General features: G+C 42.0%; 9 protein-coding genes. 2 read left to right on the top strand and 7 right to left on the bottom strand.

The annotated features are described in order from the left end of the window. Positions 1–11 precede the first annotated feature (11 nt). Positions 12–2,027, top strand: coding sequence for an NADPH-dependent 2,4-dienoyl-CoA reductase (locus tag MSG37_RS11120; protein WP_248470741.1), 2,016 nt, complete (start codon positions 12–14; stop codon positions 2,025–2,027). Positions 2,028–2,223: 196 nt separating this feature from the next. On the opposite strand, the gene MSG37_RS11115 is transcribed toward MSG37_RS11120, so the two are convergent. From MSG37_RS11115 to ubiG, 6 genes are all read right to left on the bottom strand, one after another. Continuing rightward, positions 2,224–3,054: a DUF4437 domain-containing protein gene (locus MSG37_RS11115; RefSeq protein ID WP_248470740.1), complete on the bottom strand. Its 831-nt coding sequence runs from the start codon at positions 3,052–3,054 to the stop codon at positions 2,224–2,226. Between the two features lie 462 nt (positions 3,055–3,516). Then, positions 3,517–3,921, bottom strand: coding sequence for a class I ribonucleotide reductase maintenance protein YfaE (gene yfaE / locus MSG37_RS11110; protein WP_248470739.1), 405 nt, complete (start codon positions 3,919–3,921; stop codon positions 3,517–3,519). Further along, positions 3,896–5,026 (bottom strand): class Ia ribonucleoside-diphosphate reductase subunit beta, encoded by a 1,131-nt coding sequence (nrdB, locus tag MSG37_RS11105; protein WP_248470738.1) that lies wholly within the window; start codon positions 5,024–5,026, stop codon positions 3,896–3,898. Before nrdB ends, yfaE begins: the two co-directional genes overlap by 26 nt. A 72-nt stretch (positions 5,027–5,098) precedes the next feature. After that, positions 5,099–7,387, bottom strand: coding sequence for a class 1a ribonucleoside-diphosphate reductase subunit alpha (gene nrdA, locus MSG37_RS11100; RefSeq protein WP_248470737.1), 2,289 nt, complete (start codon positions 7,385–7,387; stop codon positions 5,099–5,101). Between the two features lie 511 nt (positions 7,388–7,898). Next, entirely contained in the window at positions 7,899–8,567 is a 669-nt protein-coding gene (locus MSG37_RS11095; protein ID WP_248470736.1) for an HAD-IA family hydrolase, read from the bottom strand. Then, complete coding sequence (gene ubiG, locus MSG37_RS11090) at positions 8,560–9,270, bottom strand: bifunctional 2-polyprenyl-6-hydroxyphenol methylase/3-demethylubiquinol 3-O-methyltransferase UbiG (protein WP_248470735.1); 711 nt, start codon at positions 9,268–9,270, stop codon at positions 8,560–8,562. Before ubiG ends, MSG37_RS11095 begins: the two co-directional genes overlap by 8 nt. 291 nt (positions 9,271–9,561) lie before the next feature. Between ubiG and gyrA the strand changes: the two genes are divergently transcribed. Further along, complete coding sequence (gene gyrA / locus MSG37_RS11085; RefSeq protein ID WP_248470734.1) at positions 9,562–12,279, top strand: DNA gyrase subunit A; 2,718 nt, start codon at positions 9,562–9,564, stop codon at positions 12,277–12,279. Between the two features lie 82 nt (positions 12,280–12,361). On the opposite strand, the gene MSG37_RS11080 is transcribed toward gyrA, so the two are convergent. Beyond that, a complete protein-coding gene (locus MSG37_RS11080; RefSeq protein WP_248470733.1) occupies positions 12,362–13,513 on the bottom strand; it encodes a serine hydrolase domain-containing protein in 1,152 nt (383 codons plus the stop codon). Positions 13,514–13,827: the final 314 nt, after the last annotated feature.

The raw sequence follows: 13,827 nt of genomic DNA, 5'->3' as shown, positions 1-13,827 counted from the left end.
AGGATGTTTGAATGTCGTTTCCGCATTTATTAGAACCCTTAGATCTGGGGTTCACCCAGTTAAAAAACCGTGTGTTGATGGGCTCAATGCATACAGGTTTGGAAGAAGAAAAGGGCGGTTTTGAGAAACTGGCAGCGTTTTATAAAGAACGTGCATTAGGTGGTGTGGGCTTGATTGTTACGGGTGGTATTTCGCCAAACTTACGTGGTCGTTTAGCGCCAAATGCTTGTCAGTTAAGTTTTCCATGGCAAGTAAAAAAACACACTCAAGTGACTCAAGCGGTACATGAAGCTGGCGGCAAGATCTGCATGCAACTCTTGCACGCAGGTCGTTATGGTTATCACCCTTTTTCAAGTGCCCCAAGTAAAATCAAATCACCTATCACCCCATTTACCCCGTCAGCGATGTCCGCAAGACAAGTTAACGGCACAATTAAAGATTATGCAACCAGCGCCGCGTTGGCTAAGAAAGCTGGCTATGACGGCGTTGAGGTGATGGGCAGTGAAGGTTACCTCATTAACCAGTTTGTGAGTTCTCGTACCAATAAGCGTGATGATAAATGGGGCGGTGAATTTAAAAACCGCGCTCAATTTCCTATCGAAATCGTTAAGCAGATCCGCGCCAAGGTTGGCTCTGATTTCATCATTATTTTCAGGCTATCTATGCTTGATCTGGTTGATAACGGATCAACTTGGGAAGAAGTGGTACAACTTGCTAAATGGCTTGAGCAAGCTGGTGTAACGATTATCAACACCGGTATTGGTTGGCATGAGGCGCGTGTGCCAACAATTTCCACCAGTGTGCCTCGCGGCGCATTTGCTTGGGTGACTGAGCGTTTAATGAAGGAAATGTCGATTCCACTGATTGCGACAAACAGAATTAATACACCGGAAATTGGTGAGCATATTATCGCATCAGGTCAGGCTGATATGGTGTCAATGGCAAGACCATTCCTTGCCGATCCTGAGTTTGTCAATAAAGCGGCTGCTAATACCCCAGAACTTATTAACACTTGTATAGGTTGTAACCAGGCCTGCTTAGATCATACCTTTGCGCTAAAGCGAGCAACGTGCTTAGTTAACCCTAGAGCATGTTATGAAACCGAAATTAATTTTACTCAAGCTACGACCAAAAAACGTATAGCGGTTATGGGCGCAGGTCCTGCTGGTATGGCGTTTTCTATTTATGCAGCCACGCGAGGTCATGAGGTCGTCTTGTTTGAAGCTAAATCAGAAGTGGGTGGTCAGTTTAATCTAGCGCGTAAAATTCCGGGCAAAGAAGAGTTTGACGAAACCATCCGTTATTTCCTTAACCAAATTAAGCTACATAAGGTTGAGTTACGATTAAATACCCGTTTAGATGCCAGCGTGGTACGTGATGAAAAGTTTGATGAAATCGTTATGTCCAGTGGTGTAAAGCCTAGAGCAATTGATTTGCCAGGCTTTGATAACCCTAAAGTCGTCGATTATCAAAAGGTGCTCAATGGTGAAGTTCAAATTGGTCAAAAAGTTGCGTTAATCGGTGCGGGTGGTATTGGCTTTGATATGGCGCATTTTCTGTGTGAATCTGAATCTTCCACTTTGGATTTAGAGCGTTGGTTGAAGCAATGGGGCATTGATAAAGACTACAAAGAAGCGGGCGGCTTAACTGAGCAAGTACCTGAAGATAAACATCGCCAAGTTTATCTACTACAGCGTAAAACCACTAAGATAGGCAAGGGCTTAGGTAAAACGACAGGCTGGATCCATCGTACAGTGCTTAAGCTGCATCAAGTGGAGACTAAAATAGGCGTTAGCTACAAAAAGTTTGATGAACAAGGTTTACACATTAATGTTGACGGAAATGCAGAAGTATTGGATGTCGATAATGTGATTTTATGTGCGGGTCAAGTGTCTAATACTGAGCTTGTAGATGAAATGAAAGCAACTGGATTGCCTGTTCATCTTATCGGTGGCGTTGATGTTGCGGCTGAGCTTGATGCTAAGCGCGCTATCAGACAAGGCGCTGAGCTAGCGATAGCTTTGTAATCGCTATTAACGTGTAATTTAGCGCTTTTATAAAAGCTAGCTAAACAGAAAAATAGAATTTTTCTACGTTTATATTTTTGTAAGCTCAAAAACATAAAGCCTGCGTAGCACTTTGCTAAGCAGGCTTTTTTATTCTTTATACATAGGTTTTGGCAAGTTTAATGGTTTATGACTCTAATAGCTGAACTCAACCTTTTCACTTTATTGTTTCATTTATCGAAAATATTCCATTGGTACGAATGTATAGCGTCGCGCCTTGTGATGATGTGACTTGATGATTAAATTTTCCATCAGATGCAAAATAGCTACCTGGCGTTAACTTTTTATCGGTTACGGTATTAGATTGATAGCTTATATCACCTTCAATAATCACGCTTCGAAACTCTTCTGCATCCACCGCAATATTGGCTTTATAGCCGGCTGGAATTTTTATCATTACGCCGCCTAACTTACCCTTGTCGTTGCTTCCCCATAAGTCGGTGATTAATACCTGTTGTGATGAAGTATTGTCGGCATTTTTAATGGCAGACCAATGGATGTCTGACTGCTTTAGGTTTAGGGGAGTCTCACCATTATCAAAATGCTCATTTGATGGCTGGACTAAATAAGGCCCGCTATCGATTTCTAGATAGATTAGATTGTCTATCGCATTCGCAGCCGTTATGTGGTCGTGACCTGCAGGTTGAGTCCAAAATGATCCCGCTGGCATCCACATTGGCTTTTTTAGGGGCGTGTCGTTATGCATCAGCCCTTCGATAACAATACCGCGATAGCTAATGTTGTGGATATGCGGTGGTGATTGAAAACCTTTTTTAAACTTTACTAACATACCGGTCGCGCTGTTTGTGGTGCGGTCCCCCCAAAGATCCGCTGCTCCCGGACTATTTTCACCTCTAAGTGGATTAAGGTACCCCCAGTTATCTTCATTAGCGCTGATAACAACTGATTTGCCCTCATCTGCAATTGCTAAAGAAGTCGTAAACACTGAGGTAAGGGCGATGATTAATGCAGTTTTGTTTAATGACATTTTAATTCTCTATATAGGGGAACAATATGTAATACCAATCAGTATAAGAATTTGATCAACTCAGAGAGGTTTTTGGCCAACTAATTCAAGGCGAATAGCTGCAATAATGGTTATTCCCTTATAAAGCTAATCAACGCAGAAGTAGGCAGCCAAAAACGCTCCAGAATGGCGAGTTTTAGCGATTCTGATGCTTTTTTAACGACCTTGAACGTAGAATCACTATGCTCTTCACTCGTTGCCTTGCCTCAGAGCCGCTAAACTCTCGCTGAGTGACTAAATGTTTATACTGATTGGTATAAGCTTAGGGTAATTGTTTATAAATATAGAAAAAATAGCGAAAGCAAAGAAGGTATATTAATAAATATTTGATAATCGATTGGCTGCTAGTGAGGCAGACGGATTACTTTGTGATTAGGTTGCTTTTGAAATCTGAAAGCAACCCTAGTAATCAGTAATCAGTAATCAGTTTTGAGTTGCAGGGTTATCGCTTAAAGAGTCATTGTTGACTTGTGATTTTGGGCTGGCTACACGCACTACAACCTCAGCACCTTCGGCTGAAAGCGCTAAATCAATGTCACCATCTGGTACGCAGCAGCAGGGTAGACACTCATCGGCTTCTAGTTCGACTAAAGGCTCTTTAATATAAGCAACACTACCGCTTTTGACTTTGGTTTTACATTGGCCGCAAAAGCCGCTGCGACATTCAGAGAATATCTTTACTTTTTTCTGCTCAAGTGCTTCCAGCAAAGTTAGGTGCTGCTGATTAAACAGCAACACCGGCATGCCTTGAAGGCTCACAATTGGAGCCTTCTTAAAGCTTGCTTGACTAAAGTTGACTGGTTTAAAGGTCAAAGTCAGAGAACTCATCTTCGTCGATTGAAGAATCAATTTGGCCTACAAGGTAAGAAGATACTTCTACTTCTTGCGGCGCTACTTGAACTGAATCACTTTCTAACCAGTTTTTCATCCAAGGTAGTGGATTACTTTTTTCTTCATAAGGAGATGCAAGATTAACCGCTTTCATACGCTCATTCGTGATGTATTCAACGTATTGGCAAAGAATGTGTTCATTTAGACCAATCATTGAGCCATTTTTGAATAAGTATTTCGCCCATTCTTTTTCTTGCTCTGCAGCTTTAACAAAGATATCTATTGCTGTTTGCTCACACTCTTTAGCGATTTCAGCCATTTCAGGATCGTCTTTGCCGCCATGCATGATCTTTAATATATGTTGGGTGCTGTTAAGGTGCAATGCTTCATCACGGGCGATAAGGCGGATGATTTTTGCGTTACCTTCCATCACTTTACGCTCAGCAAAAGCAAATGAACAAGCAAAGCTGACGTAGAAACGAATCGCTTCTAGTACGTTAACCGATACCATACATAAATACAGCGCTTTCTTGATCGCGCGCTTAGTGACTTCAATCACTTCGCCTTCAATTTCATGATTGCCTTCACCATGTAGGTGATACGCTTGGCTTAACTTGATCAAGTCATCGTAATAGTTAGCGATATCGCTTGCACGCTTTAAGATCTCTTCGTTCTCTACAATATCATCAAACACAATAGACGGATCGTTAACGATATTACGAATAATATGCGTGTAAGAACGCGAGTGGATTGTCTCAGAGAAAGACCAAGTTTCAATCCAAGTCTCAAGCTCTGGCAGAGATACTAGCGGTAAGAATGCTACGTTTGGTGAACGGCCTTGAATTGAATCAAGTAGCGTTTGATATTTTAGGTTTGAGATGAAGATATGTTTTTCATGCTCAGGCAGTGCAGCGTAATCGATTTTATCTCGGCTAACGTCGACTTCTTCTGGACGCCAAAAGAACGAAAGTTGCTTTTCAATTAGCTTTTCAAAAACTTCATATTTTTGTTGATCATAACGCGCTACGTTAACTGACTGCCCAAGAAACATAGGCTCTAGCATTGCGTTGTTTGGAGTTTGACAAAATGTTGAATAGGCCATTTTTCTATCTTCCGATAATGGGGGCTATGCCCCCTTAAATTAACGTTTAATACTAATGATTAAAATCTTGGGTTAGATCTTACATGCGCCACCAGCGCAACTGTCATCTTCTTTCTCAATGGCAGTGATATCGTCATGACTATCTGAAGCTCCATCACGAGTATTGTGATAGTAAAGTGTCTTCACACCATATTTGTAAGCGGTTAATAAGTCTTTTAACAGCACCTTCATTGGTACGCGACCACCTTCAAAACGAGTCGGGTCGTAGTTGGTATTAGCTGAAATCGACTGATCGACGAATTTTTGCATCAGACCGACTAATTGCAAGTAACCATCGTTATTCGGCATTTGCCATAACAACTCGTAGCTATACTGGTATTTTTCAAAATCAGGTACAACTTGCTTTAGCTGACCATCTTTACTCGCTTTAACACTGATTAAACCGCGTGGAGGCTCAATACCGTTAGTCGCGTTAGAGATCTGTGAAGAGGTCTCTGATGGCATTAGGGCTGAAAGCGTTGAGTTACGTAAACCATGAGTTTTGATCTCTTCACGTAGTGTTTCCCAGTCAAGATGTAATGGCTCATCACAAATCTTGTCTAGATCACGCTTGTAGGTATCAATTGGTAAAATACCTTTGGCGTAAGTTGTCTCATGGAACGATGGACAAGCGCCTTGCTCTTGAGCCAGTTTCATAGAAGCTTTCAATAGGTAGAACTGAATCGCTTCAAATGTTTTATGAGTAATGCCGTTTGCAGAACCATCTGAGTAACGCACACCTTCTTTTGCTAAGTAGTTAGCAAAGTTAATCACGCCGATACCTAACGTGCGGCGGTTCATCGATGCTTTCTTAGCAGAGATGATAGGGTAGTCTTGATAATCAAGTAGGTTATCAAGCGCACGTACTGCTAGATCGGCTAATGGCTCAAGTTCTTCTAGCTTTTTAATTGCACCTAAGTTAAGCGCTGATAGCGTACAAAGTGCAATTTCGCCATCCGGATCGTTAATGTTGTTTAACGGCTTAGTTGGCAACGCAATCTCAAGACACAAGTTAGACTGGCGAACTGGTGCAACCTTAGAATCAAATGGGCTGTGAGTATTACAGTGATCAACGTTTTGAATATAGATACGACCTGTAGAAGCGCGCTCTTGCATCATTAACGAGAATAACTCAACCGCTTTGATCTGCTTTTTACGGATGCTAGGGTCAGCTTCATACTTAAGATATAGACGTTCAAACTCTTCCTGATCTTCGAAGAATGCATCATACATACCTGGTACGTCTGATGGGCTGAACAAGCTAATCATGCCGCCTTGGATCAAGCGCTGGTACATAACCTTGTTGATTTGTACGCCGTAATCTAAGTGACGAATACGGTTGTCATCTACACCACGGTTATTCTTAAGTACTAATAGCGATTCAACTTCAAGATGCCACATTGGGTAGAAAAGAGTCGCAGCACCGCCACGAACGCCGCCTTGTGAACAAGACTTAACCGCCGTTTGGAAGTACTTATAAAATGGCAAACAACCCGTATGGAATGCTTCACCGCCACGAATAGGGCTACCTAGTGCGCGAATACGACCGGCATTGACACCAATGCCGGCACGCTGTGATACGTATTTTACGATTGATGATGATGTCGCATTAATCGAATCTAAGCTGTCACCACACTCAATCAATACACATGAGCTGAACTGACGCGTAGGCGTACGCACACCTGCCATGATTGGAGTAGGTAGTGAGATCTTAAATGTCGATGTCGCATCGTAGAAGTCTTTAACATACTGAAGACGCGTGTCTTTTGGATACTTAGCAAACAGACAAGCCGCAACTAAGATATACAGGAATTGCGCGCTTTCATAAATTTCGTGACTTACGCGATTTTGAACAAGATATTTACCCTCTAACTGCTTAACTGCAGCGTAAGAGAAGTTCATATCACGCCAATGATCGATATAACTATCTAAAATATCGATCTCTTCTTCGGTGTAGTCTTCTAGAATGTGTTGGTCGTACTTACCAAGCTCTACTAATTTCACTACATGATCGTAAAGCTTAGGCGGCTCAAATTGGCCGAAAGCTTTTTTACGTAAATGGAAAACAGCAAGGCGCGCAGACAAAAACTGGTAATCTGGTGATTCAGGAGAAATTAAGTCTGCAGCGGCTTTAATGATAGTCTCATGGATGGCTTCAGTGGCAATGCCATCAAAAAATTGCAGGTGAGAACGTAGCTCAACTTCTGAAACGGAGACATTGTTTAGCCCCTTTGCCGCCCATTCAATAACGCGATGGATTTTGTCGAGATCGATCGTCTCACGTTCGCCACTACGTTTTGTGACTGTCATATTGCTATTCATTAAAGATTAGACCTTGGTTTTTATATTTATGAAAGTGACCTGTTCAGGTTCACCGTACGTTTCCCTGTAAACAAACAGTTTTAACCGTAAAAACGGAGAGTTCCTTTTTGTTGACACAAACGACTAAATAGTGCCTGTTTAAGTCTCTCACACACAATATATGGTGTTTTTAGATTTAATAGCTACAAGATAGTGAGGTTATCAGTTTTTTGCAAGTGGGAATTTAGGGGACAAGTTGTGGATATCTTGAGGATAATCGAGCCTGTTAGTAATGGCTAACCGTTAAAGCTTGTTTTGATTTGATTTCCTCGTTGGTGAGGATTATTTAATCAAATAAAAAGATCGTTTAGATCGCAGTTTAGTTGAGCGATCCGAAACGATCTTTTCTAATCCGTTTGTATGATAAATGACAGGCTTCAAAACTGTTGTTGTAAATGTGTGCTAAGTCTCATTAAAAACAACAAGTACAGTAGTCTTAATTTGCTTAACATTAACGCTATTAGTTGCTGCTTTATTTAAAAAAGTCAGCGAGTTCGTGGCCAGTCGTAAAACAAATATCAGCAGGCCAAGTATCAGGTGTATCAGTAGAGCTTATATAACCCCATAGCGCTAGACCAGAAAGCATGCCAGCAGCCTTAGCGGCAACTAAATCACGTTCGGCATCACCAAGATACAGAATATGCTCAGGAGCGATATCAAGCTGCTGTGCGCCTAAAAACATAGGTGCAGTATGTGGTTTGGAATGCAAGGTCGTGTCACCACTTACAATCGCAGGCATATTCGCGGTCAATTCAAGTTTATTAAGTAATGGCCGACTAAATCTTGCGGGCTTGTTTGTGATAACTCCATAGGGAATTGCTTGCTGAGTTAACCGTTCAAGTAACAGTTCTAGTCCTGAGAATAACTGGCTATTATCACCGTTAATTTGCTGGTAATGGTCAAATAATGATTGTTGCAAATCCGGTAGCTGCTCATCCTTTACATCGGGAAGGGCAGTTTTAATCATGGCAATGCTGCCATGAGACGCGCTTGCACGTAGCGCCTCAAATGTAACTTGCGGATAGCCATTCGCTTGTAGAGTCATATTAAGCGCTGCAATCATATCCGGGGCGGTATCAGCAAGGGTGCCGTCTAGATCAAACAGCACACCTTTTACTTGGCTAGCAATAACCTTAGTCATTTTTAACCGTGGCTATCATGTAGTTAACTTCTAAGCTTTTAGTATATTTAAAAATGTCAGTAATAGGATTATAAGTGATACCAATAGCATCTTTACAGATAAGCTCTGCTTGATCGGCAAGTCCAATCAACTCTGACGGACGAATAAACTTGTTATGATCATGCGTGCCAACCGGTAACATCTTTAACATGTATTCTGCGCCTAATATGGTTTCTATATAAGCACGAATATTGCGGTTAATAGTTGAAAAGAATACATAACCGCCAGGCTTAACCATATCGGCACAAGCTTGAATGACAGAACTTGGATCGGGTACGTGTTCAAGCATTTCCATGCAAGTAACGACATCGTATTGGCCGCGATGTTCGTCACGATGTGCTTCTGCGGTGTTTTTGACGTAGTCAATCGTTACACCGGCTTCCAGTGCATGAAGTCTTGCCACATCAAGTGGTTCATCGCCCATATCAAGGCCAGTGACATTCGCGCCAATCTTTGCCATGCTTTCTGACAAAATACCGCCACCGCAGCCTACGTCTAAAACTTGTTTGCCAAATATTCCACCTGCGGTTTGGTCAATATAGTTAAGGCGCAGTGGATTTAGGTTATGTAGCGGTTTAAATTCGCCATTCGGGTCCCACCATGTAGCGGCCATTTTCTCAAACTTGGCGATCTCTTGTGGATCAACATTATTCTGTGTTTGCACGTAAATTACCTCTGAGCGACAAATCCGTCTTTTGGCCACATTATAATGATTAGCGCTAAGAAACAAAGCAGTTATGTAGCCGTTTGTTACTTATTGAACAAAGTGGACAATTAATGCGCCTATGCCTTGATTTTAATCAAGTGATTTGGCTTTTTTAGCTTATTTAAAATGAATCGATATTTGGGTCTAGCGCCATCAAATAACTGTGTTAGAATGCCAAATCACGTTTTCAAGCTTCGCTATTCTAGGAAATAGGAATAGCTCGCTAAATTTCAGGGGATCGAGCAGTTTATGACTGATCTGGCTTCATCTATAACACCAATTAATATTGAAGACGAATTAAAAAATTCATACTTAGATTACGCGATGAGCGTAATCGTTGGCCGTGCGCTACCGGACGTTCGTGACGGTCTAAAGCCGGTTCACCGCCGCGTACTATTCGCCATGAGCGAATTAAAAAACGACTGGAACAAGCCTTATAAAAAGTCTGCTCGTGTTGTTGGTGACGTAATCGGTAAATATCACCCACATGGTGATACTGCTGTATATGACACTATTGTTCGTTTGGCTCAGCCATTCTCAATGCGCTATCCATTAATCGACGGTCAAGGAAACTTTGGTTCTGTTGACGGCGACGCGGCAGCGGCAATGCGTTATACCGAAATCCGTATGGACAAGGTGGCGCATCAATTACTTGCTGACTTAGAAAAAGAAACAGTAGATTTTGTACCTAACTATGATGGTACTGAATTTATTCCTGCAGTATTACCGACCCGTATTCCAGCACTTTTAGTGAATGGCTCGTCAGGTATCGCTGTTGGTATGGCAACTAACATTCCTCCGCACAATTTAAGCGAAGTGATTGCTGGTTGTTTAGCGTTGATTGAAGAACCAGCGCTTTCTATTGAACAGTTAATGGAACACATTCCAGGTCCTGACTTCCCAACAGCAGCAATCATCAATGGCCGTAAAGGCATTATTGACGCTTACAAGACGGGCCGTGGTCGCGCTGTAATGCGTGCTCGCGCTGAGATCGAGGAAGAAAATGGCCGTGAGCGTATTATTGTTCACGAAATTCCATATCAAGTTAACAAGGCGCGTTTGATTGAAAAAATCGCTGAGCTTGTTAAAGATAAAAAGATCGAAGGTATTAGCGGCCTGCGCGACGAGTCTGATAAAGACGGTATGCGTATCGTGGTCGAGATTAAGCGCGGCGAAGTGGGTGAAGTTGTTCTAAACAATTTATATGCTCAAACGCAAATGCAGTGTTCTTTTGGTATTAACATGGTTGCTCTGACTAACGGTCAGCCAAAACTATTTAACCTAAAAGAGATGCTAGAGTGCTTTATTCTTCACCGTCGTGAAGTTGTGACTCGCCGTACCGTATTTGAACTACGTAAAGCTCGCGAACGTGCGCATATTCTTGAAGCATTAGCAGTGGCACTGGCTAACATCGATCCAATTATTGCATTGATTAAAGCTTCTCCAACCCCAGCTGAAGCAAAAGTTAAACTTGTTGCACAAGGTTGGGAACTCGGCCACGTTAAAGGCATGCTTGAAAAAGCAGGTGATGACGCAGCGCGTCCTGAGTGGTTAGAGCCAGAATACGGTATTCGTGACGGGCAGTACTTCTTAACTGAGCAGCAAGCACAAGCAATTCTTGAACTTCGTCTACACCGTTTAACCGGTTTAGAACACGATAAGATCATTGCAGAATACGAAGAACTTCTACAAATCATTGCTGAACTACTCCACATCTTGGGCAGCCCACAGCGTTTGATGGAAGTAATTAAAGAAGAACTTGAAGAAGTTCTAGCTAATTTCGGTGACGAGCGTCGTACAGTTATTAACGCCAACGAAGTTGATATGAGTCTTGAAGATCTGATCAACGAAGAAGACGTTGTAGTGACATTGTCGCACCTAGGTTACGCTAAGTACCAAGCATTAAGTGATTACCAAGCGCAGCGTCGTGGTGGTAAAGGTAAAGCAGCGACTAAAGTTAAAGACGAAGATTTCGTTGAAAAACTACTGGTTGCGAATACTCACGATACCATTTTGTGTTTCTCTGACTTCGGTAAGATGTACTGGCTTAAAGTGTACCAGTTACCATTGGCTAGCCGCACAGCTCGTGGTCGTCCAATTGTTAACTTGTTACCTCTTGCAGAAGGTGAGCGTATTACTGCGATTCTTCCTGTACGTGAATATGCTGAAGATAAGTACATTATCATGGCAACATCACACGGTACGGTTAAGAAAACAGCACTAACTGCGTATAGCAACCCACGTGCAAACGGTATTATTGCGGTTAACCTGAAAGATGGCGATCAGTTGATTGGTGTTGATATTACCGATGGTAACGACGACATCATGCTGTTCTCTAATGAAGGTAAAGTTGTCCGCTTTAACGAGAAAGCACGTAGCTCAGAAACAGGTGAAGTTAAGATTGATCCTGAAACTGGCGAAGAAGTGATTGCACTTCGCGCAATGGGACGTACAGCTACTGGTGTTCGTGGTATCAAGCTAGAAGATGGTCAAACAGTTGTTTCGCTAATCGTTCCTAAAGGTGAAGGCGCAATCCTGACCGTGACTGAAAACGGTTACGGTAAGCGTACAGAACTTTCTGAGTACCCAGCGAAGAGCCGTGGTACTAAAGGTGTGGTATCAATTAAAGTGAGTGAGCGTAACGGCGCGGTAGTTGGTGCTGTTCAAGTTGGTTCAAACGACGAAATCATGCTTATCAGCAACAAGGGCACGCTAGTTCGTACTCCTGCTGAAGGTGTATCAACGATTGGCCGTAACACTCAAGGTGTGACAATTATTCGTACCGCAGAAGACGAGAAAGTCGTTGGACTACAACGTATCGATGAAATTCAGGTTCCTGAAGCTGAATTAGATGCTGATGGTAATCCAATTATTACTGAAGGTGCAGAAACTGCAGCTACAGTTGCAGCGACTGATGTTGATAGCACAGAAGCTAACAACGAAGAAACGCCTAAAACTGAAGATTAATCGTAACTAACTTACTGATTAACCAGTACATAAAAAAGGATGCCAAATGGCATCCTTTTTTATTACCGAGAATATGGTGGAATTATTGGCCCAGCTTATCTGCATGCTTAAATGTATCACGCCAAAATTTAGCGCTGAGTTCAGCTATCACTCTAGACTCGCCATTGAGTAGCATTGCCATACCGATGTTTAGCTCAGGTGAATAAGAGATCTCAGCAACGTAACCCGCAACCCAACCAGCATGATAGATTAACGGCCTGCCGTTAAACTCGTACACTCGCCAGCCTTTGCCATAATGAGCACTATCTAAATACGGACGCCAGTCTCGGCGGCGCAACTCTCTAGTGGTTTTAACCCCAGGTGTCGTGACATCGCTAATGACACTCAGCGGCAATACGTCAGGGTGTTGGCCTAAGTTTGCTATAAGCCATTTAGACATGTCTCTGATACTGGCATTGACACCGGCGGCAGGGCCCAATTGATAGTAGTTAGGTTTTACTTTAACTTGTTTAAATCCATGTTTAGTTTTTACATGGGGCTCAGCACGATTTTTAGTTTGCTGAAAAGCATCATAACCAATCGAGGCTGTGTTCATGTTCAGAGGGGCGAAGATCCGCTCTTCAAGTAGCTGCGGATAACTCTGCTGCGATTGCTTTTCAATGGCTGTTTGAATAAAAGAAAACGCAACGTTTTGATAGCCATAACAAACCCCTGGTTTACAGATAGGTGTAAGCTCGTCAAATTTGTCAATGATCTTTGCCATTTTTACGTTGCTATTAATTAGATTGTCATAGCTGTTTGGCATTAAACCCGTGCTATGGCCAATAATATGTCCAAGGTTGATGCTCTTAGCGGGGCGTTCTGTTGCTAACGTAAACTCTGGTAAGTATCTTACAATTGGTTGTTGCCAATCTAGCTTATTTTCTTCAACTAACATTGACGCTAAGGTTCCTGCAAATGTCTTGGAAACCGAAGCTAGTCTAAAAACAGTATCAGCATTAATATTTTTACTGCTACCTTTGCTGCGCTTACCGTAACTACTTAGTTTAATCACTTGATCAGCATCAACAATAACAAATGCGCCGCCGGGCACTTTGTTGTTTTTTAATTCGCGATGAAATTGCTGTTTGAAGTTGTCGGCAAGGGGCTTATAAGGCGAAGCAAAGGCAGAATGAATGGATAAACAAGTGCTAATTGATAATGCGCCGATCACAAACATAGGTTTTAAAAACATGTACAGATCCAATGTGCCGTTAAAACGGTCTGTTTAGAGTATTTTACGCTTTGCGCGTAGCAACAAATCCATTTTAGATCTGCTGTCATTTGTTTTACTTTAATCGAACCATCATTGATTCAATTAAACAAGTATTCTGAACATATGTTTTAAGTATTACATATGCCGTAGACTTCAGGATTTTAACAAAAACAATCGCTAATATAAAAATAAAAAAGATGTTATTAACCATGATGATGTCTAAGAACATTCGGTTGATTTTTTTATTTTTACAGCTGCGAAGTTAGGATATACTGCTAAACAGAGTATAAGAA

The sequence above is a fragment of the Shewanella sp. 1CM18E genome (assembly GCF_023161665.1).
In the GTDB taxonomy this organism is placed as follows: domain Bacteria; phylum Pseudomonadota; class Gammaproteobacteria; order Enterobacterales; family Shewanellaceae; genus Shewanella.
The sequence above is the reverse complement of the archived record's forward strand: the minus strand, read 5'-3'. Positions and strand labels throughout refer to the sequence as shown.

What these genes read in the sequence shown, in the direction of transcription:
- MSG37_RS11120 (WP_248470741.1), top strand. Translation starts at nt 12, where the DNA reads ATGTCGTTTCCGCATTTATTAGAACCCTTAGATCTGGGGTTCACCCAG.
- MSG37_RS11115 (WP_248470740.1), bottom strand. Translation starts at nt 3,054, where the DNA reads ATGTCATTAAACAAAACTGCATTAATCATCGCCCTTACCTCAGTGTTT.
- yfaE (WP_248470739.1), bottom strand. Translation starts at nt 3,921, where the DNA reads ATGAGTTCTCTGACTTTGACCTTTAAACCAGTCAACTTTAGTCAAGCA.
- nrdB (WP_248470738.1), bottom strand. Translation starts at nt 5,026, where the DNA reads ATGGCCTATTCAACATTTTGTCAAACTCCAAACAACGCAATGCTAGAG.
- nrdA (WP_248470737.1), bottom strand. Translation starts at nt 7,387, where the DNA reads ATGAATAGCAATATGACAGTCACAAAACGTAGTGGCGAACGTGAGACG.
- MSG37_RS11095 (WP_248470736.1), bottom strand. Translation starts at nt 8,567, where the DNA reads ATGACTAAGGTTATTGCTAGCCAAGTAAAAGGTGTGCTGTTTGATCTA.
- gyrA (WP_248470734.1), top strand. Translation starts at nt 9,562, where the DNA reads ATGACTGATCTGGCTTCATCTATAACACCAATTAATATTGAAGACGAA.
- MSG37_RS11080 (WP_248470733.1), bottom strand. Translation starts at nt 13,513, where the DNA reads ATGTTTTTAAAACCTATGTTTGTGATCGGCGCATTATCAATTAGCACT.